17 protein-coding genes are annotated in these 22115 nt (G+C 41.1%); 8 read left to right on the forward strand and 9 right to left on the reverse strand.

Going from position 1 to position 22115, the window contains the following annotated elements:
• Nucleotides 1-20: 20 nt before the first annotated feature.
• Nucleotides 21-1643, reverse strand: a complete 1623-nt coding sequence (locus HMPREF0013_RS11305) for a BCCT family transporter (RefSeq protein WP_005803045.1) — start codon at nt 1641-1643, stop codon at nt 21-23.
• Nucleotides 1644-1907: 264 nt separating this feature from the next.
• Between HMPREF0013_RS11305 and betI the strand changes: the two genes are divergently transcribed.
• The 7 genes from betI (at nt 1908) to HMPREF0013_RS11325 (ending at nt 10897) form a co-directional block, all read left to right on the forward strand.
• The gene (betI, locus tag HMPREF0013_RS11310; protein ID WP_005070763.1) at nt 1908-2531 is read left to right on the forward strand and encodes a transcriptional regulator BetI; all 624 of its coding nucleotides are present in this window, start codon (nt 1908-1910) and stop codon (nt 2529-2531) included.
• Nucleotides 2524-3996 carry a betaine-aldehyde dehydrogenase gene (gene betB / locus HMPREF0013_RS0105285; RefSeq protein ID WP_017481349.1) on the forward strand — a complete coding sequence of 491 codons (1473 nt, stop codon included), beginning with the start codon at nt 2524-2526 and terminating at the stop codon, nt 3994-3996. Before betI ends, betB begins: the two co-directional genes overlap by 8 nt.
• Nucleotides 3997-4091: 95 nt before the next feature.
• Nucleotides 4092-5750, forward strand: coding sequence for a choline dehydrogenase (gene betA, locus HMPREF0013_RS0105290; RefSeq protein ID WP_017481348.1), 1659 nt, complete (start codon nt 4092-4094; stop codon nt 5748-5750).
• A gap of 510 nt (nt 5751-6260) precedes the next feature.
• Nucleotides 6261-7901, forward strand: a complete 1641-nt coding sequence (gene mqo / locus HMPREF0013_RS11315) for a malate dehydrogenase (quinone) (RefSeq protein ID WP_017387098.1) — start codon at nt 6261-6263, stop codon at nt 7899-7901.
• Nucleotides 7902-7991: 90 nt separating this feature from the next.
• The gene (locus HMPREF0013_RS0105295; RefSeq protein WP_005803052.1) at nt 7992-8462 is read left to right on the forward strand and encodes a hypothetical protein; all 471 of its coding nucleotides are present in this window, start codon (nt 7992-7994) and stop codon (nt 8460-8462) included.
• A gap of 216 nt (nt 8463-8678) precedes the next feature.
• Nucleotides 8679-9557, forward strand: coding sequence for a homocysteine S-methyltransferase family protein (locus tag HMPREF0013_RS11320; RefSeq protein ID WP_005803054.1), 879 nt, complete (start codon nt 8679-8681; stop codon nt 9555-9557).
• Between the two features lie 5 nt (nt 9558-9562).
• Nucleotides 9563-10897, forward strand: a complete 1335-nt coding sequence (locus HMPREF0013_RS11325; protein WP_005803057.1) for a basic amino acid/polyamine antiporter — start codon at nt 9563-9565, stop codon at nt 10895-10897.
• A gap of 55 nt (nt 10898-10952) precedes the next feature.
• On the opposite strand, the gene HMPREF0013_RS11330 is transcribed toward HMPREF0013_RS11325, so the two are convergent.
• Nucleotides 10953-12866 (reverse strand): esterase/lipase family protein, encoded by a 1914-nt coding sequence (locus tag HMPREF0013_RS11330; protein ID WP_005803059.1) that lies wholly within the window; start codon nt 12864-12866, stop codon nt 10953-10955.
• 148 nt (nt 12867-13014) lie between these two features.
• The gene (locus HMPREF0013_RS11335) at nt 13015-13722 is read right to left on the reverse strand and encodes a YoaK family protein (RefSeq protein ID WP_005803061.1); all 708 of its coding nucleotides are present in this window, start codon (nt 13720-13722) and stop codon (nt 13015-13017) included.
• 321 nt (nt 13723-14043) lie between these two features.
• On the opposite strand from HMPREF0013_RS11335, the gene HMPREF0013_RS11340 reads away from it, so the two are divergent.
• Nucleotides 14044-14319, forward strand: a complete 276-nt coding sequence (locus HMPREF0013_RS11340; RefSeq protein WP_000061143.1) for a hypothetical protein — start codon at nt 14044-14046, stop codon at nt 14317-14319.
• A gap of 2 nt (nt 14320-14321) precedes the next feature.
• Here HMPREF0013_RS11340 and HMPREF0013_RS11345 read toward each other — a convergent pair whose 3' ends face one another.
• The 6 genes from HMPREF0013_RS11345 to HMPREF0013_RS11370 form a co-directional block, all read right to left on the reverse strand.
• Nucleotides 14322-14762, reverse strand: a complete 441-nt coding sequence (locus HMPREF0013_RS11345; RefSeq protein ID WP_005803063.1) for a YbaN family protein — start codon at nt 14760-14762, stop codon at nt 14322-14324.
• Nucleotides 14763-14790: 28 nt separating this feature from the next.
• Nucleotides 14791-15390 carry a biliverdin-producing heme oxygenase gene (locus HMPREF0013_RS11350; protein WP_005803065.1) on the reverse strand — a complete coding sequence of 200 codons (600 nt, stop codon included), beginning with the start codon at nt 15388-15390 and terminating at the stop codon, nt 14791-14793.
• Between the two features lie 32 nt (nt 15391-15422).
• A complete protein-coding gene (locus HMPREF0013_RS11355) occupies nt 15423-16343 on the reverse strand; it encodes an energy transducer TonB (protein ID WP_005803067.1) in 921 nt (306 codons plus the stop codon).
• 10 nt (nt 16344-16353) lie between these two features.
• Complete coding sequence (locus HMPREF0013_RS11360) at nt 16354-17820, reverse strand: porin family protein (RefSeq protein ID WP_079377674.1); 1467 nt, start codon at nt 17818-17820, stop codon at nt 16354-16356.
• A 102-nt stretch (nt 17821-17922) separates the two neighbouring features.
• Nucleotides 17923-18714, reverse strand: a complete 792-nt coding sequence (locus tag HMPREF0013_RS11365) for a Slam-dependent surface lipoprotein (RefSeq protein ID WP_002041986.1) — start codon at nt 18712-18714, stop codon at nt 17923-17925.
• Between the two features lie 190 nt (nt 18715-18904).
• Nucleotides 18905-22078 carry a TonB-dependent receptor domain-containing protein gene (locus HMPREF0013_RS11370; protein ID WP_005803072.1) on the reverse strand — a complete coding sequence of 1058 codons (3174 nt, stop codon included), beginning with the start codon at nt 22076-22078 and terminating at the stop codon, nt 18905-18907.
• Nucleotides 22079-22115: the final 37 nt, after the last annotated feature.

Genomic DNA, 22115 nt, shown 5'->3' on the forward strand with positions numbered 1-22115 from the left:
ATAGATGTGATCGATTGAGGTTATAAAACCTCGGTCACTTTATTCTGTCCACAGTTCGATGGGACTGAAATGTCTTTTGAAACAGCTAACTGTTTTTTCACTAATTGAGGGTCAAAATCATCTTGCTTTAACGCTTTGGCTAAACCAAACATATAGAGCAAAATAATGACTGAAAATGGTAAACCACATAACACCACAGCACTTTGCATGGAGTTAAAACTACCGGCTAATAGCAAGCCAATACTTACAATGGTAATTACCACAGACCAAAAGACGCGTAACCAGATCGGTGAATCACTATCATTGGTGCCCCCTTTTGAGGACAAATTAGCGATCATTAGTGTACCAGAGCCAACTGGTGTCAAAAATAAAACGAAACAAATTACAACAACAATACCCGCAACGTACGGATTAAACGGCAGATATTCGAGTAATTTAAATAAAGATAATGCTGGATCAGTTAAGACCATATCACCTAATACTTTCTGTTTTTGCTGCAAGATAAAATAAATTGCAGTGTTTCCAAAAACTGAAATCCAAGCCAATGTAAAGCCTAGTGGAATCAGGCATACACCCAATACAACTTCACGAATGGTACGTCCTTTTGAAATACGGGCAATAAACATACCGACAAAAGGCGCCCAAGCAATCCACCAAGCCCAATAAAATACGGTCCACGAACCCAACCAGCCACTGGCTTTTTGATTGTACAAATACATATCAAAACTTTTACCAATAAAATTATTGAGATAATCGCCCGTATTTTGTACCAGACCATTTAATAAATGGTTAGTCGGACCCGTTAAAAATACAAATAAAAGTAAGGCATACAGCAGACGTAAATTAATACGCGACAACCATGCTAAACCTTTTTCAATACCAACCACTGTCGTAATCGTCGCAACGAACATCATGATGAGCACGGCAGTAATTAAGGTCGCTGAGTTATCCGGAATTTGCGGCAGTAAGTAACAAATGCCCGATACCAGCACTAATGCTCCGATTCCCAAGTTGGTGACTAAGGAAATAACCGTCGCTAAAATTCCAAAACCATCGACAAAATCACCCACCAAGCCATGTACTCGCTCTCCAAAAATTGGGTAAAGCGCCGAGCGAAGTGCTAATGGCAAGTTTTGTCTAAAAGCAAAGTAGCCTAAAGTAACTCCGAGCAATGCATAGAGCACCCAGCCATGAATCCCCCAATGCAAAAAGCTATAAGTCATCGCATTACGGGCTGCCTGAATCGTTCCTGCCTCGCCTTCTGGCGGTCTTAAAAAATGGTCAACCGGTTCGGCCACACCATAATAAAGTAGCGCAATACCAATCCCTGCCGAAAACAGCATTGAAGTCCAAGCCAAATAACTAAACTCTGGTTTGTCGTCATCTTTTCCCAAAGGAATCTGCCCTACTTTTGAAAAAGCGAGCCAACCAACAAAACCCAGACACAGCACAATAACCAGCATGTAATACCACCCAAAAAAGTGATTTACTTGCACTTGTACATAGGTCAGCCAAAACTGACTTTTTTCTGGAAACAGCACAAAAAGCAGGCCAAAAATACCGATACTGATTGCTGAACTCCAAAATACGAAACGATTTAACCGAATATGGTCTGAAGAATATCCATCACTTTTCAACACCATCTTATTGCTCCTTGCAATCGGTGTATTTTTCTCAAAATAACGTGATAAGTAATGTACTTATGCGCATCATCCTATCCTTAAGAACCTTTGATTTCACCTCTTTATTTTTAGAAGCTTGTTCAAAAATTCATTGATTTTTACATATCATACTTGTTATTGATTGAACGTTCAATCAATAACAAGTATGATAAAAAAGTGCTATGATGCTCTGCAAGTTAACATGTTGAATTTTAAGCACCACTAAAAGTGCTGATGTGGACAACCATGACAAAACGCAGAGTAAAACCAGAACATGTGCGACGTGAAGAAATCATGAACGCTGCACTCGACGTAATTTATGAAGTGGGGTTATCTAATACCACCATTGCACAAATTGCAAAAAAAGCCGAGCTGTCGACCGGCATTGTTAGCCATTATTTTGGCGACAAACAAGGGTTGATAAATACCTGCATGCAAGAAATGTTAAATGTTCTGCGTCGTAAAACCGAACAGTACAGAGCAGAAGCAGATTCGCATCCAGAGAGCCAGATTAAGGCCATTATCGACTCTAACTTTGACATTAGTCAGGTCAATGAAAAAGCAATGCGGGTCTGGTTGGACTTTTGGTCAGCAAGTATGCATGTACCAGACTTAAGCCGCTTACAAAAGATTAATGATCAACGCCTGTACTCCAACTTAAAGTTTTATTTTCTTAAGTTAATGGATGAACAACAGGCCAGTGTTGCCGCTAGAGGTTTGGCAGCATTGATTGATGGATTATGGTTACGAGGCAGTTTAAGCCGTCATAACGAATTTGACAGCAATCTTGCTCGTTCCATTGCTTACGATTATGTACAAACGCAATTGCAATTTGCGAACAAGCCTTTGCAGGAGAGACAAAATGAGTGATGTACAAGTTCATCAATTGTATATCCATGGACGCTACGTTAAAGCAACCAGTGGTAAAACATTTAATAGTATTAACCCTGCCAACGGCGAGACAATCGCGACTCTTCAGCAAGCTTCTGAACAAGATATTGAAGCTGCTGTACAAAGTGCCCAACAAGGACAAAAAATCTGGGCTGCCATGACTGCCATGGAACGTTCGCGTATTTTACGTCGTGCTGTCGACATTCTTCGTGAACGTAATGATGAGCTTGCCCGTCTTGAAACACTCGACACAGGTAAAGCTTTTAGCGAAACATCTACAGTCGACATTGTGACTGGCGCAGATGTACTCGAATACTACGCAGGACTTGCAACAGCCATTCAAGGTGAACAAGTTCCACTTCGCGAATCAAGTTTCTTTTATACACGCCGTGAACCGTTAGGTGTGGTTGCTGGTATTGGTGCTTGGAACTATCCAATTCAAATTGCTTTATGGAAATCTGCCCCTGCCCTTGCTGCGGGTAATGCCATGATTTTCAAGCCAAGCGAAACCACTCCACTCACTGCATTTAAACTTGCAGAAATCTATACAGAAGCTGGCGTTCCAGACGGCGTATTTAACGTGGTGCAAGGTCCTGGTCGTGAAATTGGTCAGTGGCTCACTGAACATCCTGTGATTGAAAAAATCTCATTCACTGGCGGTGTGGAAACTGGCAAAAAAGTCATGGCAAGTGCTGCTGGTTCTACGCTTAAAGAAGTGACCATGGAACTCGGTGGTAAATCTCCACTGATTATTTGTGAAGATGCCGACCTGAACCGTGCAGCAGATATTGCAGTCATGGCGAACTTCTTTAGCTCAGGTCAAGTATGTACCAACGGTACGCGTGTATTTGTTCCAAAATCACTTCTAGCCGACTTTGAAAAAGCCGTTGTAGAGCGTGTAAAACGTATTCGCATTGGCGACCCAATGGCTGAAGACACCAACTTCGGTCCACTCACTAGCTTCCCTCACATGGAAAAAGTGTTGTCTTTCATTGAGTCAGGCAAACAACAAGGCGCTAAAGTGTTAATTGGCGGTTGCCGCGCAACAGAAGGCGAACTTGCAAAAGGCGCTTATGTACTACCGACGGTATTTAGCGACTGCACTGACCAGATGGCGATTGTTCAAGAAGAAATTTTTGGACCTGTCATGAGCATTTTAAGCTATGAAACCGAAGAAGAAGTCATCCGTCGTGCCAACGATACCACCTTTGGTTTAGCTGCCGGCGTGGTTACTCAAGACATCAGCCGTGCTCATCGCATTATTCACCAAATTGAAGCAGGTATTTGCTGGATTAACACGTGGGGTGAATCGCCTGCCGAGATGCCAGTCGGTGGCTATAAACAATCTGGTGTAGGCCGCGAAAATGGCTTAACTACGCTTGGGCACTATACTCGTATCAAATCTATTCAAGTTGAACTTGGCGATTATCAAAGCATTTTTTAATGCCTCCATCGCTTTAAACACTTCAACCTAAATCACATATGCCGAGCAGTCTTTATAGATTGCTCAGGCAAACTGTTAGTAAAAAAAGGATAGTTATGAATATTAAAGAATATGATTACATTATTATTGGCGCAGGATCTGCCGGAAATGTACTCGCTGCGCGTCTTACTGAAGACAAAGATACCACCGTTTTATTATTAGAAGCGGGTGGACCAGATTATCGCTTGGATTTCCGTACACAAATGCCGGCAGCTTTGGCCTACCCTCTTCAAGGCCGTCGCTATAACTGGGCTTATTTAACTGATCCTGAGCCACACATGAATAACCGCCGTATGGAATGTGGTCGTGGTAAAGGTTTAGGGGGTTCATCTTTAATTAACGGCATGTGCTATATCCGCGGTAATGCAATGGATCTAGAACAATGGGCAACACATAAGGGCCTTGAAAACTGGTCTTATGCCGACTGTTTGCCATACTACAAAAAAGCCGAAACCCGTGACATTGGTGAAAATGACTACCATGGCGGCAATGGTCCTGTGTCCGTTGCTACTCCTAAAAATGGCAACAATGTGTTGTTCCATGCCATGGTTGAAGCTGGTGTACAAGCCGGTTACCCGCGTACTGATGACTTAAATGGTTACCAGCAAGAAGGCTTTGGTCCAATGGACCGTACAGTTACCCCAAAAGGTCGCCGTTCAAGTACTGCACGTGGTTATTTGGATATGGCAAAAGGTCGTCCAAACCTGACCATTCTGACTCACGCTACAACCAATAAAATATTGTTTAATCAAAAGCAAGCCATTGGTGTTGAATACATTATTGGTGCTGACCAAAACAACTTGCAACGCGCATTGGTTAAACGCGAAGTCTTACTATGCGCAGGCGCAATTGCGTCACCACAAATTTTACAACGTTCAGGTGTGGGTCAAAGTACCTTCTTAAAATCAATGGACATTGATGTGGTTCATGATTTGCCGGGCGTAGGTGAAAACCTGCAAGACCATCTAGAAATGTACTTACAATATAAATGTAAGCAACCTGTTTCTTTATACCCTGCCTTGAAATGGTATAACCAACCTGCAATTGGTGCCGAGTGGTTATTTAACGGTACAGGTATTGGTGCAAGTAACCAGTTTGAAGCAGGCGGATTTATCCGTAGTTCGGATGAATTTACATGGCCAAATATCCAGTATCATTTCTTGCCAGTTGCTATTAACTACAACGGTAGTAATGCAGTGAAAGAACATGGTTTCCAGGCTCATGTAGGTTCAATGCGTTCACCTTCACGCGGCCGTATCAAACTTAAATCGAAAGATCCATTTGAGCATCCAAGTATCTTGTTTAACTACATGTCGACTGAACAAGACTGGCGCGAGTTCCGCGATGCAATTCGTATTACTCGTGAAATCATGCAGCAACCTGCACTTGACCCATATCGTGGTGAAGAAATTAGTCCGGGCAAACATTTGCAAACCGATGCAGAGCTTGATGACTTTGTTCGTAACCATGCAGAAACAGCTTACCATCCATCTTGTAGCTGCAAGATGGGTGAAGATGAAATGGCTGTTGTAGATGGTCAAGGTCGTGTACACGGTATGCGTGGTTTACGTGTTGTCGATGCCTCTATCATGCCGCTCATTATTACCGGTAACTTAAATGCAACTACCATTATGATTGCCGAGAAAATTGCAGACCAAATTCGTGGACGTGAAGCGTTACCACGTTCAACTGCACCATTCTATGTAGCATCATAAAATCTGAAAGGGCATATTTCTTATGCAGAGATATGCCCTTAATTTAATCTTTATATAACCAATATTAATAATAACAATGTATGACAGAAAATGAGCGCTTACGAGCAGCTTATTTACATAAATATGATATGAAATAAAAATTAATCGATTTTTATAGGCAAATATTCTTCAAATGATTTAACTTTAATCAAATTAAAATTATTAATTTGATTTCAAATATTTAAATAAAAATATTTGGCTTAAATTATCTTTTCAAAGCTCAATTTGATTAAATATAAATCATATTTATGATTTTGATGAACCCCATTTATTATAAAAATTGTCTTGTCAATGCAAAATTAGTCTAAAATATAGAGTGTTTGCGATAATCCCAAGTAATTTTTATTTTTTTCGAAGTTCTCTAATTTTGAGAATTTACTTTCGCATTTATATCCGTTTTGTCTGGATACGCTGTCTAGGTTTCCTCACACCTTAAGTGACTCAAATAACTTATTTTAAGGTCCCCCTTACATGAAAAAGTTTTTGAAATACCTTCTGGTATTAATCATTCTTATTCTAATTGCAGGTATTGCATTCTTGTTTAGACCAACAACGTCAAAACAAGTTGAAACTGCAAAAGATGAGCCAGTTGTTGATGCTGTTCTTGTTGGCGGCGGCATCATGAGTGCTACTCTTGGTACTTATTTAACTGAGCTTGAACCAAACTGGCAAATTCGTATGTTTGAGCGTCTTGATCAAGTTGCTCAAGAAAGCTCAAACGGCTTTAACAATGCCGGAACAGGCCACTCTGGCTTTATGGAAATGAACTATACCGAAGAGAAAAACGGTAAAATGGAAATTGCCAAAGCTGAAAAAGTTGCTTCTCAATTTGAAGTTGCTAAACAGTTCTGGTCATATCAGGTAAAACAAGGCGTTTTAGCTGAACCGAAATCATTCATTAATCCAGTTCCGCATATTGCTTTCGTTTGGGGCGATAACGTTCAATTCTTAGAAAAACGTTATGCTGCCATGATTCAAAGCCCGTTGTTCAAAGGTATGAAATTTACTGAAGACCCTGCTGTGATTAAACAATGGGCACCTTTAGTCATGAATGACCGTGATCCAAGTCAAAAAGTTGCCGCGACCCGTATGGATGTTGGCTCTGACGTGAACTATGGTTCAATCACTAAACAATTAGTAGGTCATTTAAATCAAAACCCGAATTTCAAATTACAGACATCAACTGAAGTGACAGGCATCAGCCAAAATGATGACAAAACTTGGACTGTGTCTTTCAAAAATTTGAAAACTGGTAAAGTAGATCACGTTAAAACACGTTTTGTATTTATCGGTGCAGGCGGTGCAGCAGTTAAATTATTGCAACTTACTGGTTTACCAGAAGCGAAACAATATGCTGGCTTCCCTGTTGGTGGTGAGTTCTTAATTACTGACAACCCAAAAATTACTGCTGAACACACAGCAAAAGTGTATGGCCGTGCTGAACTTGGTGCGCCTCCAATGTCTGTACCGCATATTGATACACGTTATATCGACGGTAAAAAATATGTATTGTTTGGCCCATTTGCAACGTATTCAAACAAGTTCCTGAAAAATGGTTCTCAGCTTGATTTACTTGCATCAACCAACAAAAACAACGTTTTACCAATGACCACTGTTGGCTTGGAAAACCTTGATCTTGTTAAATACTTGGTGAGCCAAGTCATGATGTCAGATGAAGACCGTCTAAATGAACTTCGTAAATACTACCCAGATGCGAAAGCTGAAGACTGGCGTTTAAGCCAAGGTGGTCAACGTGTTCAGATCATCAAGAAAGAACCGGGTAAACCAGCAACGCTTCAATTCGGTACAGAAATCTTTGCGTCTAAAGATGGTGCTGTAACTGCATTGTTAGGTGCGTCTCCGGGTGCTTCGACTTCTCCATACATCATGCTTAACTTACTTGAAAAAGCTTTCCCTGAGCAAACTGAAGGTAAGTGGAACCAGAAGCTTCATGAAATTGTAGTGTCTTATAAACAAGACTTAAGCAAAGATCCTGTGTTACTCGACAAAGTTCGCCAGTACACAAGTTCTACACTTGGCTTGAACTATACATCTCCGTTCAAGGCTGCAAACGATGAAACTGCTGCTGCCCCAGTTGCAAAAGCAAATTAAGTTTGACGATGTATAAATAAAATTCCAAAAGGATGAATTTCGATTCGTCCTTTTGTTTTTAAGACCTCAGCTGAGATATTTAGATTCGCTATGACGCCTTTAAAATCATCACCTCGCCTTTTGTCATCTGGTTTTAAGCTCGTGCTTTTTTTGCTGCTGGCTTATCTTTTGGTAAGCGGTTTTTATATATGGATGATTGGTGGTACAGCAATTTACATCAGCTCAGCCGTACTACTTGCCATCACCGCTTATGCATTTAAGCTCGGTAAATATCAAAAGCTATGTTCTGTTTTAAATCTGCTCATCAGTGCAGCGGCGTTATATTTCAGTACTGCTCATTTATTTTTCTCCCCTGTTCAATTCTTTATATTTTTACCTGCCTTATTTTTTGTACTGTTAGCTTTTGCTCGCCTAGAAAAAGTTCGCAGCTTATCTAAGGTTTTATTATTCATTAGTTTATTGATTTGGTCAGGCATACATTTTATGCAACTTGAACAACTTAAAGCGTATTATAAAACGCAGCACACTGGCGAAAGTTGGCAGCAATTTGGCGCGTTATAAGATCATTTTTTATTCAATGTGTTCAAATAAATACCTCATCTTTTTCACGTGAAGTTCATCAGTAAAACTGAACATCGTCTACAGAAATCCTCTTAAGAAAAAATATTCATAACAATCTAATTTATTTAGAAATATATCGAGCATATTCGCGATTGAACACAATCCATCTACACGCTAGATTAATCAAATATTTTTTCTCCCTTTATGTTGTAATTTATGAAGATTTTAGATGGCGGTTTAGGCCGTGAATTGGCCCGTCGTGGCGCTCCGTTTCGTCAACCAGAGTGGTCTGCACTTGCACTCATTGAAGCTCCAGAAACAGTAAAAGAAGTACATCTTGATTTTATCAATGCTGGTTCAGAAGTGATTACCACCAATAACTATGCTGTTGTGCCATTTCATATTGGACAAGAACGCTTTGAAACTGACGGTGTGCGTTTAATTAAAGTTGCAATTGAACAGGCAAAAAATGCAGTTAAAGAAAGCGGTAAAAATGTCAAAATCGCAGGCTGCTTACCACCGTTATTTGGTTCTTATCGTGCCGACCTGTTCCAACCTGAACAAGCTAAAAGCCTTGCTGAGCCGATCATTAACACATTGGCACCAGAAGTAGATTTCTGGCTCGCTGAAACTCAATCGTGCTTAAAAGAAGTTGAAACAGTACATGCGTTATTACCACAAGATGGTAAAGACTATTGGGTATCATTTACGCTGCAAGATGAGATTAAACAAGAACAAGCACTCCTTCGTTCTGGTGAAAATATGCAGCAAGTGGCTGAGTTCATCAAACAATCAAATGCCAAAGCAGTGTTGTTTAACTGCTGCCAACCTGAAGTGATCTTGCAAGCAATTAATGAAATTAAAGGTCTTATTCCAGAGTCTGTGCAAATTGGTGCTTATGCCAATGCTTTCCCACCGCAAGATGAAAGCGCTACTGCCAACGATGGTCTGGATGAAATTCGTAAAGACTTAGATGCTCCAGCTTATCTAGGTTTTGCTAAACAATGGCAGCAAGCAGGTGCAAGTTTAGTGGGTGGTTGCTGTGGTATCGGGCCAGAACACATTGCTGAACTTTCTCAATTTTTTAAAGAATAAATACCATGTCTGCTGCCAAAATCGGATTATTGTCTCTTACAGCGCTGGTCTTTAGTTCTATGGTGGGGTCAGGCGTCTTTAGCCTCCCCCAAAATATGGCTCAGGTTGCCAATGGTTCTGCCCTTCTAGTCGCATGGCTCATTACTGGGGTCGGTATTATTTTCTTGGCCCTCTCATTGTTGCATTTAACGCGTCAACGACCAGATCTTGACGGCGGTATTTATAACTATGCACGAGAAGGCTTTGGAGACCTGATCGGGTTTTGCTCAGCGTGGGGCTATTGGTTGTGTACTACCATTGGTATTGTCGGTTATGTGGTGATTGCCTTTTCAGGCGTCGGCATGTTTACCGATAACAAAGACCATATTATTTTTGGTGAAGGTAATACGCTCTATTCACTGATTGGCTCAAGCATTTTTGTGTGGCTGGTGCACTGGTTAGTAAGTCGAGGCATTAAAGAAGCTGCGATTGTGAATTTACTGGCGACCATTGCCAAAATTATTCCAATGGTAGTTTTCATCTTCTTTACCTTCATTGCCTTTAAGTTTGATTTGTTCAAACTCAACTTACATGACTTTTCTTTGCAAGTTCCACTTTGGCAGCAAGTGAAAGACCTGATGTTGATTACCCTTTGGGTATTTACCGGTATTGAAGGTGCTGTAGTTTTATCATCACGTGCAAAAAAACGTCATGATATTGGTAAAGCAACTATTTTAGGTGTTTTGCTGGCATTAAGTTTTTACGTGATGGTGACCGTATTGGCTTATGGTGTGGCAAGTCGTGAAGCGCTTGCAGGCATGCATAACCCATCAATGGCGACCATTTTGCAGCAACTGATCGGCTTGCCGGGTACCATCATTATTACCATTGGACTCATTATTTCTGTTGCATCCTCTTATTTAAGTTGGACTTTATTTGCCACTGAAATTCCATTTCTGGCTGCAAAAAATGGTGCTTTCCCGAAATTTTTTTTAAAGAATAATCAAAATAATGTACCAATCTCATCACTTTGGCTGACGACGCTTGTGGTGCAAGGCTCACTCATTGCCGTGTATTTTTTCAATAAAAACTACACTCAGCTTTTATTGATTTCATCGGTCATGATTTTGCTGCCTTATTTTCTGGTGTCGGCTTTTTACCTTAAAGAATCCATTCGCCATAAACGTACACCTCATATTGCGATTGCAAGCGTTGCTTCAATCTATGCGCTTTGGTTGCTCTATGCCGCAGGACTAGACTTACTACTCTTGTCTGGTGTGTTGTATTTGGTCGGTTTGGTTATTTTTTCAATCAGCTACTTTGAGCATAAAAAATCGCTCAAACAAAATCAGCTAAATTAATTATTTCAACCACTGTTGACCCAGTTCAGCAGTGGTTTTCTAAGAATAAAACTCTCTACTTTGAAGACTGCGACTGCTTTAAATGCAATCGTAAAATACGGCGTAATTCTAAAATTGCCTCAGGGCTAGTTTGAATCGAATGGCCACCTTTAATGATCAACTCAGACTGCTCCCCACCCAAATGCGAACTTTGATACGGTACAATCCCATCACTGCTTTTTAACTTATCAGTTGTCCGATTAATATTACCCATAATTGAGTGATAGACCACTTGTGGCGATGGTTGAATGGCTTGAGTCAACTGCATGAAGTTAGAAGAGCGACTTAAATTACTCGCCCCATTTTCAATTAAGCCTTTTCTGAGTTTTGTATTTTTCTCATCTCTCATTTCAACTGCAATAAAAAAATCAGCTGGCAAACGAATGATACGGCGGGCAATTTGGGTAAACCATCGATCAGCGTAGTCTGTACCATGATGCGGTGCCGAAACAAAAACAACTCGATTAAAATATGGCAAAGCCTTGAACTGAAAACGCTCACGAATTACCGGATTTTCTTTTAAACGATTTAACTGCGCTTCATTCATTTTTTGTATGGCTTGCTCTGAAATATCGGCATTACTCACCAGTAAACGGCTAATCACACCGCCCATACTATGCCCGACCAACACTGCATCGTGTGCCGCATAACTGTCTTTCGCAATGTTTTGAAAAGCCTGATTCAACAATGAATAAATCTGAAAACGACTTTCAAAAATCGGCATATTGGTTGAATAAAACACCTGCCAAACCTGATAGTTTTTCCTTAATTCAGCATCGCCCATAATGTCATTGGTTAGGCTCACCCATGCCTCTGGGCTACTTGCTAAACCATGAACAAACACAATAATTTTCTTATTTGGGTTAAAAGGTTCCAGCATATATAAATGCGGCATGATTAAATTGGCTTCTTTATTAATTAAAGACCAATAACCTGCCGCACCTAAATTATATTTCGACAACCAAAGCCCATAAGGAGCCGAATAGTTTGCAGTCAGTGGATAGTCCACACCTTCAATTTTTACACGGTCTTGTCGATATGGATCGAACATTGAAATTTCTAACTCTGCCCCAGCAATGACCTGATCGGCTGTGGCTTTTTGTTTTGGATATGCAATGGCAGTAGCTGGAAAGAAGCGTGGTAAGTGAATATTAGGATTGGCTTGGTGAGCATAAAAATTATCGGGGTCTAAAATGAAGCCGTGATTCACATCATTTTCTTTACGCCCAACAATAAACTCTGCCCCCAAACCATCCTTACGGTTAACGGTATTAAAACCAGAAAAGTTCATGTTATAGCTTGAGCGAAAAGTATCGACTTCTATTTTTTGTACATCTAACGCGTGGTCAAAATTGACGTGGTACTCATGCCCATTTGCTTTCAGCAATGGCGGAAAACGATGTGTATTTAAATGATTAAAATACGTGGTCATAAGCTTTGACAAGGCGACGTTATAAAAAATACGTACCTGATTTTGGCGATGGTCAAACACCCGATCAAACGGCGACTCTTCAGAATCAAATAAATAGACATAACTATAGCGCAAGCTTTTATCGAACAGCGCTAACTCTTGCTCAACGCAACTCTTACTTTTATTAATAACATGACACTGGCTACTACGCCCGACATCTAAAGCTTTTGCCAAGTAAATTTCACTCAGCGCAGCATAGCGTTCTTCTCGGCTACTATTTTCGGACAAGCTCTGAATTTTCTTTAAACAATCATCAAAATTTTGCAGGCAAGTTTTTTCATCTTCTTTGACCAAATACAGTAAGTTTTGGGTTTGATGACTTAAGGTGCCGTCGGTCAAAATACTTTCATTCTTACTTTTTAAAGCATTGCTTAAATTACTTTCTTTTAAATGAATGACCTGACAACCACTGAGCAAAGCCATTATTGTTATGATTGAATAATGGTAAGACTTTGTCATTCTGCCTTCCTTAATCGAATGTATTCCCCATCTGGTCATTATGCCTGTAAAGCAATGAACGAACAATTTCGACTCCGCTTCCGTCTTCCTTTATTTCAAAAAAAAGCCTGAACTCATTTTAATTCAGGCTTTTTGTTATTTTTTCAAATCAAGCTTGGTTGAACTTTTGCTTTGAAGCTAAATAAGAGAAATACAAAATTGGTAAGATAAACGGCGCTACACTCCAGAAATCAAAATAGACATAGAGGATCGCTCCCAAGAAAGCACCAATCACAAAACCAATTACAATACTGGCACTTTTTAGAAAGCTGGCCCGATTGGCTGCATTATTGTTTTTAAGTAAGTTGGCAATATCAATCCCAAGCTGGGTAGTGTTGCCTGTCATCATAGTGCTTGGGCTAATATTTTTAATAAGGGTTTTGCTTGAAGTATTACGAATAGCCAAAGCAATTAAACCCAGTCCTCCTGTTACTGCAACTGTTAGCGCATCCGGATCTTTAAATGGCTCGAAGTAAAGCCCTGCCACCATAAAGGCACATAGAAAAATAGCTTCAAATAAAAATAAATAAGACAGCGTTTTGTGCTTGACCTGACTGCGGTCAATCAACAGTTTGGTAATGACAACAGTCAAAATAAATAGTGGAATTGCTGCGAGCTTTATCCATAAACCAGAGCCACCTTTAACCCATGCTGCCCCTGCCAACACTAAGTTTCCCGTCACATGCGCGGTGAAAAAGCCAAACAATGCAATAAAGCCAATAGTATCAATTGCTCCACCCACCATGGTAAGTAAAACAGGATCTCGACATATTGCCCAGGTACTTTCTGTGTCTTTTTTAATTGGGGTATCTGTCATAAAAAATATCCTGTTAAATTAAAACTTTAAAGTAAGCAAGTTGTATATAAATGATTTAAAAATGAATAATACTAAAGCGTTTATGAAAGCAAAAAATCATGTAAAAAAATAGGGTGCGTAATGTCGTAACACTGTCTTTAAAATGGCAACAATCAAAATTGACTATTTTTAAAACACTAAACTGTTCTCCTCCTCAAATCAATTTGACCTCCAAAACTGTTCTAACTATGATGAAGCCGCTAGTTGACATCAACTGGTTTTGGACCTGAAAAAGTTATGCCAAAATATGGATAATCAATAACAACAATCACGAGTAGATATATGTCACTTTATAATTTTTCAGTTTTTTTAGGGGGATTATTATTTGTATCTGTTGCCTTCGCGGGTCAAAAAAACAGTCCTCATCGTGATTTCTATTTGAAATGTATTGCTGCTGGTCACAGCCGTGCAAGCTGTACATGCATTTATCATCGTTTAGAACGCCAATACTCCCCTAAGCTCATGCATAAACTTGGAAGTTTGAGTTTACAAAGTCCTGAAATACCGCGTGATTTTGTAAAATCCATGATGCGTACCATGCAAAAATGCCAGTCATAATTTTATTTTTTAAGCCACATCCACGCCAATACCCCAGCCATACATAAAATTGCTGGATAGACAAACCACGGATGCGGAATGGTCCAAATCATCAGTCCCGCAGCCAGACTCATACTTAAGGTCGAGATGTATTTCGCCTTTTTGGGAATACGACGATGTTCTTGCCACTCACGAATGAGTGGGCCGATATAGCGATGATTTCGAAACCATTGATGGAGTTTTTCAGAACCTCGAGCAGCAAAGAAAACCGCCAAAATCATAAAGTCGACAGTGGGTAAACCCGGAATAAAAATACCCAATATGCCAAGCGCAATACACAACCAAGCCAAACCAATAAACACCCAACGTGCCCAAACAGAACGGGAAAGCTTACTGACTGGTTGAGCGGGTGCTAACGACTGCTCATGTTTTACGATTACATTTACTTGATTGAGTTTATCCATATCGGGTATTCCCTTTATCCACTTTTTATTATTTCAATTCATCAAGCTGATCAAGCGCTTGACCAAAATATCCAAAGGCATCTAACGCTCCTTGAACAACTCGGTCTTGCTGGGTTTGGTCAAAGCCTGCTTCATCAAGTGCTTGTACAAAACGTTTCCAAACTTTAGCGCGCCCTTCGGGATAGGCCGCTAAATTACGCGCAGCAAACGTTTCAGAAAAACCTAAATGCTTTTGAGCTTCTTTAAATAAAAATGCAGCCCCTAAAGTTGAACCTTCAGACACATAAATCCAGCCTAAAGCTTCGGGTAGCTGTACGTTTTCACTCTGTAATTGCTGCCCGTTGGGTTGAATACCCAAATCATTTAAATCGGCAAGTGCTTGTTTTGAGCGGCCACGAATGTCTAAGTCTGGAATCAGGCCTGCTACCCCTTCTTTCTCAAAAAGATGTTCAATTTCACGCTGAAAGTAATATTGAGACAACGTAAATTGCGCGTATTTTTCTTTACTTGAAAACACCTTTGCCTCTGACATTAATTGATGCATACGTTCGTGTTCAGCAGCAGTTTCTTGTTTCAAACGTAAAGACAAGCTGTTGCTAATGATTTGGTCTGTAGATGAGTTCATCATCTTTCTCCTGCAAAATGGATATCGCTCATCGGTTAACGGCCCCGATTGAGTTTGAGTTGGACTGGAAAATCCACAACAATGGTCACGGCTCGACCGTTAATTTTGTGGGGTTTAAATCTGGATTTACGTGTAGCTTGCATGACCCGTTCATCAAGGCTTTGAATGCCTGAACTTTGACGTAATTGGATGTCAATTGACTGCCCTTTTTCATTAATGCGAATTCGAAGCTCAACCAAACGATTTTGTTGTTTTAACTCGCGGTCATCGTAGTCAAGCCCGCCAAAACTCAGCACATCCACACTACTCACCTGAACAACATCATCGTGTTCAACTTGAGTGCTCGGTGCTTTGGAATATTCTTGCTGCATTGCGGGTGTTTTGATACCGCCACTTTTGGTTTCGCTATTGGTGTTTTGTAGCAAATGCTCAGTTTGCGTTTGTTCAAGGTCTGTCGAACTCAGTTTTTTATCGTTATGAGCCACTCGCCTTTCTGTAGGCTGCGCTGCTTGAGACGAAGCTAGATTGTTTAAAGTCATTTTGGGTTGTACTTGCTGTTTGTCATTTAAATTATTTTGCACAACCTCTTTAGGGGCAGCTTTTGACACTAATGTTTGGACATTGGTAGGCGATTTTTTTGATTCTTCAGGTACTGAAGAGACTGAACTGTTTAACGTAGATTGAGGCGTTACACTTTTTTTAGGTTGGCTTTCGATCTTTTCAGCCGATGGCTTTTTAGCAGGCGCCAATGACACAAAACTTACTTTTAAGGCATCTACTTTGGGTGTTGCTTTAAAAGTATAAGGTTCAATTAAATGACTCAGCATCCAGACAGCAAATACATGCAGTCCAATCACCACCACTACGGTTAAGCACTTATAAAAGTGCTTCGGCCCTTGTGGTAAAGGCAACATAACCATCGGCTTATGTGTAGGGAATAAAGATTTTGATTTCATGGCTTATTCCCTAAAAACGATGCTCAAGCTTGAGACTAATGTTGTGTTTATCGTAGGAATACAGCCAATCAACATTGCTTTTATTATGGTTATAGCGATAGGTTAAATTAGGCGTCATGCCATAAAACTCAAAGCGCGGCATTTGCACAACAAGGGTATAGTTTTGTTCAAAATCATGACGACGAGCTAAGAAAGTTTCTGCGTATTTATCAAACAGGCGCCAACGATAAGAACTCAGCAAAGTGGTATTAAATCCTGTACTCCAAGATTTGCTTAAGCCCAATCGCACACCTTGCTGTTGGTAGGCAGCCATGTATTTTTCTTGGGTCGAATGGTCGAGCACATCTAGACCACCAAAAAAAGTCCACTGGTCTGGAAAAATCTTCCAGAAAGTAGCAAAAGCTGAGCTTTCTACCCCATCTAGGGTTTTATATTTCTGATAATTTAAATCTTTACTCTCAGCCTCAAGCTTGAAAGCTTTATCTGCAGAGATAAAATGCATCCACTCGGCACGCGCACCCCAGGCATTGTAAAGACCATCATTGCCATAACGTTTATGTTCAAATAGCGGACTCACCCCAATTTGATTTTTTAAGTCAAAGTAGCTGTAGCCTGCATTAATGTTAATGGTAGATTCATTAAATGCCGCGTGGTCGTTATAGGACTGTCCAAACGCCAGTGCACGTAAAGCCATGCCATGATGCCCCTTAATCGCATAGCGTTTAATCAGACTGGCTTCGTAATCTAACCCCGTTGCCGATTCAGCTTTAGGGGTCCCACGGGTAACTTGCTCAATTGGGATAATATTACCGTCACTATCTTTGCCATAAAGCGTCCATGTTTTGCTTTGTTCAGACGAACTATTTAAATTACTAACATAGGTATAACCCGCTGAAATCGAGCCTTGCCAAGAGTCTCGTTTTTTTAATGCTTGGACAAAGGTATTCACTGTTGTTAAAACCCCAGAAGGAATAACAGCGGGATCACTTTGTTTCAGTTGGTCTTGAATGGAAATAAAAAGGCGTGCTGCTTCCTTATTTTTCTGTTGTTCAAACAGCACGCGCGCTAACTCAAGTTCACAAATTAAATTATGAGGTTGTTGTTTTAAGCTGCTTTGAAATTTTTGTTCAGCCAATTTCAGTTGACCCTGAGAACGTGCAACTGCCCCTTCGGCAAAGTCGGTTAAAGCCCGATCGTAGCCAACATATTTTTTATAATGTTCTAAATAAACCGTGGCTTTGAGCCACTGTTTTTGCATGACTGCCAAATATAACGCCTTGGCAAGATCATTCGGATTTTGCTCAACACTATATTCTTGTCCATTAATTTGAAGTTTTGGTAATTGCTCGGTACTACGAATGGTTCCCTGCTCGTGAAACTGGCGCTGTTCTTGTAAAAGTGTTTGGTCCAAGCTTTGATTGAGACGAAGCTGTGTGTCTTCGTCGGCATATAAAAATGGACAACTCAACAATGTCAGACAGCACAAAAGCGTTCGTTTCATAAAACAATAAACCTGAAGCAACCAAGCAAAAGCCCAAAAACAAAAGGAACCTACATATTTAGATTCCTTTTGCATTGATTAATTTTTAGCACCGCCAAATGCAGTGTTGTAAGACACGTTATCAAACTGGGCAATACCCGCTAAAGCCGAAGCATTTGCACCGAAGAATTGACCTTGAACTACACCAGAGTTGTCGACACCAGCCGTACCATTAGCCGTTGCCAAACCTGCAAACGCAGCAGTACCTGGGTTAAATGCCACACCATCTAGGCTTAATGATGAAACAGCCGTACCAGTTCCTGTAAGCGTTCCTTCAAGTGTACCAGCGCCATAATTTGCCGTGAACGTACCACTTAACAGATTGCTTCCAGAACCGTTAATCCCTGCAACGGTATAGGTTGCAGTACCCGCGGTTGGAACAGTGGTATTGGTGTTATCACCCGCGTAGTAAACGGTATGGCTCGCGCTTGCCGGCGTGTCGCCCGCTTTCCACCATTCACCAAAATAGACTTCCTGTGTGCCCACCTGACCAAAGTTAAAATTACCTAATGCACTGTGTGAAGGTGGCATTGCAGACACTGGAATATGTGAAATATTAAAGGTTTTGCTGCCAACCGTTACATTGGTGTTACTCGTTCCCTGAGCAGCAAAAGCCTGAGCCAAACCTTTTAACGAACTAAAACCTGTAAAAGCGTTATATGGTGCACCCGCAGCTTGAACCGACACCGCTGCTACACCACCCGGATGGCTTGCATTGGCAGCAGCACCGATTTTGATGTTACTTTCATTACTCGAAATACCATCAATTCCTGCATAAGCAAATGCAGTTGAACAAGCAACGAGACCCAAGAACAATTGAGAGATTTTCATTTGTTGTTACTCCATCTTTTTTAAAACTAAGTTATTGTTTAATTTAAAATAACGATTTCGCTATTTTTTAGTTTATTGAGTAGGCCCAGCTGCAAACCTACTCTCTTCTTGTAAATAATAATCATTCAAACTTATTATTTACCGTTACCTGACTCCCTTTTATGTATGTGTAGAGGGAATCAAATTCTGTTTAAAATTTGGTGGTCCAACTAATTTTCATCGTTCGGCCGGGTGCGGCCATGGCACTACGAGTTAAAGGATCGATATAAAACTGGTTAGAAAGATTACTGCCGACAAACTCAACCGTGTTGTAGTTATCGAACTGATAACGCGCATAGGCATCAAAAATCCACGTGTCATCCCAAGCCAAAGGCACATTGAGGTAATAGCCTTTATTGACGCTAGCATCATTGTTTTTGCGTAGCGGGCTTTCATAAGCTTTATAGAATGTTGCGCGTGCACCGAGCTCTAACTTTTCATCAAAAAAGCGTGCGCCAAGCAAACCGTGGAAACTCAGTTCAGGAGTGGCCATTGTTACCAAGTAGCCATTTGGGAAACCGTCATCGACACAACGCTGATACGGTTCGCGGAACTCAAGGCCCTGCTCGGTTTGAACCGTGCCGCCTAAAATCATTTTGTTAATGGCACTATTGGTGTCACATACTTCATTTTTTAAGTTATAGGCCACGCTCAAGTCTGTGAAAAAACCGCCATTATCAAAACGACTTTGTAACTCTAGACCTGATAGCTTTTGCTCATCCATATTGGTAAAAATAAGGTTTTGGTCACGCTCAATCACATTTTTGGTTTTGTTGTAGTAATAGGCGAGCTTAATGTCGGCATTGCGCGCTGTGCTAAACCAATCACGCATGTCATAGACATACCCTACTTCGTAGTTAAAAGCGTGTTCAGGTTTGATTGCTTGATATGGCAACATGGCAGAAAAACCGACAGTGCTTTCAAACAAACTTGGTAAGCGATATTCCTCTGCATAGCGTGCATAGATTCTGCTGTTTGGCGTAAGGTGAATTGAGGCACCTAACTGCGGTGCCCAGCCGCTATCTTTAACTTTGTCGGCAGACTCAACTGGAACTTGGTCTACCACCGACATAAAATTCCCGCCAGTTACGACGTACTTTTGGCCAGAGGCATTGAGCTGGTTTAAAGGATTATCGGCAAGCGACAATTGCCCATTCGCATCGGCTTTCCAGGTCAGCGTATTTTTCTGTGACCAGATCATGTTATATAAAGTGCTCTCAGATGCAGGTACAGTGTCGAGCTGCCCATCCCAATCAGGATTTTTTGTGGCATAACGCTGTTTTAAAACATTGATTAAACGCTGCTGAGTCGAGGTGTAACTCTCAGGCATGGTCTGATATTCAAAGGTATATTCTTTAAGCCTACTTTTTTTGGTAAACAGCGGATTTAAACTCGGGTCAATCTCGCTCTGCAAAGACTTATTTAAAAAGTCATCAACAGCCCAATATGAACGATAACGCATGCCCGCATCAAAACTTAACCAAGATAGCGGTCTATAATTAAAGTTAAAGTCGAATGTTTTTTCCTCACGGCGCCCTGCTCGTGGCAATGCTTGATAGAGCGAATAACTTGGGCCAAATTCGCCATATATATCGTCAGATGTCAGCTTTTCTTTTAAGAAACTTCCACCGAGTGTCAAATCAAGCTGGTCTAACAAACGGGTTTTATTGCTGACCGTAATGCCTTTACGCGTATTGTCAGAATGGCTTATCGCCGTGTTAATAATGGTGTTATCTCGAAAATCGATTGTGGTTGGCCATCCACCACGTGTGTAGGTCTGGCTTTCGGTGTCGGTTTGCCAAATGTTGGCGTAGAAATCAATCCAGCGATTATTCTCAGGCTTAAACTTATATTCGAAGCTATAAGCTTTAAAGTGAATATTGCTTAAAGGCCACTGCGGAACACCCAAGTCAGGCGTAATGCCCCAAACAATTCGAGATGGCATAATTTCACCAAAAATATTTTTGGTATCTCGGTAGGTCAGTTTAAGAGTCTGGTTATCGGTTGGGCGATAGGTCCCTTTTAACAACCACGACTCCATATGGCTTGAAGTGTTGGGAACTTCATCTCCCGGTTGATAGGCATAGGCAAAGTAAGGAATAAAATCGAGGCTACTGTCTGGCGTCGCTCGTTTATAGTAGCCCGCGCCATGTGTACCCGAAAAATAGTTGCCGCGCTCACGTACTGCATAAACTGCCAGTAAATCGAATTTGTCTTGCTTGGTGGCAATTGCCAGTCGGCCCGCTAAGTCATCGCCCGAAAAATGAGAGTTATCACTTCTGGTCCGGTTCTTTTTATAAATATCGGGGTCATATTTTGACCCGTTCATGTCGATCCAAGGCGTTGTGGCATCGTAGTTTTGGCCCACTTTACTCATATCTGGCAAAGATGGATCGATTGAGTTAGTTGAGCCTTCTACTTTTAACTCTGCACCAAAAGACTTACCCGGACGAACAATGTCATCGGCCTCTAGCGTTTTAACTACCACACCACCACCTACAGAAGTTGTCGTATTGCGCTCTAAAGATGGGCCTTTAATGACTTCAATGCCCGCAATGAGATTGGGGTCGATATAGTTTCTGTTATTTACCCCGTTGTAGCCACGCCACACGGCAATCGACTGTTCAGTGCCATCAATAGTTAAAGGCACACGACCAACACCCTGCACACCACGTACACTTGGGTCGAGTGCGCCACTGTTACGGGCATCACCGCTATAGACTCCCACCATACCTTGTAAAACATCGGCTGGGTTGGTTCCTTTAAAGCGTTCGACATAGTCTTTGCCCGCATAGACCGAAGAACGGTTTGCGTCATAAACTTTGTTATAGCCTTCTGTGTCACGGTCTTCTTTGCCGTACACCACAATTGGCGTAAGTCGTACCGACGCATCTTCTTCAATTACAGCACTACTTGGCGGCAGACTAGCGGTCTGGACCTTAGCGGGAGTGACTCGCGGCATAGATTTTTTGGTGAGTGTGTAGCCCTGCCCAACTTTTACAGCATTAAATTCGGTTGCTTTTAAAAGCTGCTCAAAACCTTGTTCGACTGCAAAGTTACCTTTTAAGCCTAGGCTATGTAGCCCTTGGAGTTGTTGGGCATCCATTGCAATTGAAGTACCCGATTGTTCGGCAAACTGATTCAGTACGTTAGCAAGACGGCCCGCAGGAATGTTATAGCTTTTAACCCCAGCTGTTTCTGCATAAGCCTGCTGCATAGGAAGTACAACAAGCCCACCCATCGACACAGCATGTATTGCAAACGCCAGTGTTGAGAATCGAAAAATCGATCGATTCCGCTTTTGCCCTGTTCCCGCTTTTTTCATTTGCCCCGCCCCAGTAAATCGTAATAAGAATCATTCA

Origin of the sequence: Acinetobacter sp. SH024 (assembly GCF_000163635.1) — a bacterium.
In the GTDB taxonomy this organism is placed as follows: Bacteria; Pseudomonadota; Gammaproteobacteria; order Pseudomonadales; family Moraxellaceae; genus Acinetobacter; species Acinetobacter pittii.

Coding starts and splice junctions, on each gene's coding strand:
- HMPREF0013_RS11305 (WP_005803045.1), bottom strand. CDS start 1,643: ATGGTGTTGAAAAGTGATGGATATTCTTCAGACCATATTCGGTTAAAT.
- betI (WP_005070763.1), top strand. CDS start 1,908: ATGACAAAACGCAGAGTAAAACCAGAACATGTGCGACGTGAAGAAATC.
- betB (WP_017481349.1), top strand. CDS start 2,524: ATGAGTGATGTACAAGTTCATCAATTGTATATCCATGGACGCTACGTT.
- betA (WP_017481348.1), top strand. CDS start 4,092: ATGAATATTAAAGAATATGATTACATTATTATTGGCGCAGGATCTGCC.
- mqo (WP_017387098.1), top strand. CDS start 6,261: ATGAAAAAGTTTTTGAAATACCTTCTGGTATTAATCATTCTTATTCTA.
- HMPREF0013_RS0105295 (WP_005803052.1), top strand. CDS start 7,992: ATGACGCCTTTAAAATCATCACCTCGCCTTTTGTCATCTGGTTTTAAG.
- HMPREF0013_RS11320 (WP_005803054.1), top strand. CDS start 8,679: ATGAAGATTTTAGATGGCGGTTTAGGCCGTGAATTGGCCCGTCGTGGC.
- HMPREF0013_RS11325 (WP_005803057.1), top strand. CDS start 9,563: ATGTCTGCTGCCAAAATCGGATTATTGTCTCTTACAGCGCTGGTCTTT.
- HMPREF0013_RS11330 (WP_005803059.1), bottom strand. CDS start 12,866: ATGACAAAGTCTTACCATTATTCAATCATAACAATAATGGCTTTGCTC.
- HMPREF0013_RS11335 (WP_005803061.1), bottom strand. CDS start 13,722: ATGACAGATACCCCAATTAAAAAAGACACAGAAAGTACCTGGGCAATA.
- HMPREF0013_RS11340 (WP_000061143.1), top strand. CDS start 14,044: ATGTCACTTTATAATTTTTCAGTTTTTTTAGGGGGATTATTATTTGTA.
- HMPREF0013_RS11345 (WP_005803063.1), bottom strand. CDS start 14,762: ATGGATAAACTCAATCAAGTAAATGTAATCGTAAAACATGAGCAGTCG.
- HMPREF0013_RS11350 (WP_005803065.1), bottom strand. CDS start 15,390: ATGATGAACTCATCTACAGACCAAATCATTAGCAACAGCTTGTCTTTA.
- HMPREF0013_RS11355 (WP_005803067.1), bottom strand. CDS start 16,343: ATGAAATCAAAATCTTTATTCCCTACACATAAGCCGATGGTTATGTTG.
- HMPREF0013_RS11365 (WP_002041986.1), bottom strand. CDS start 18,714: ATGAAAATCTCTCAATTGTTCTTGGGTCTCGTTGCTTGTTCAACTGCA.
- HMPREF0013_RS11370 (WP_005803072.1), bottom strand. CDS start 22,078: ATGAAAAAAGCGGGAACAGGGCAAAAGCGGAATCGATCGATTTTTCGA.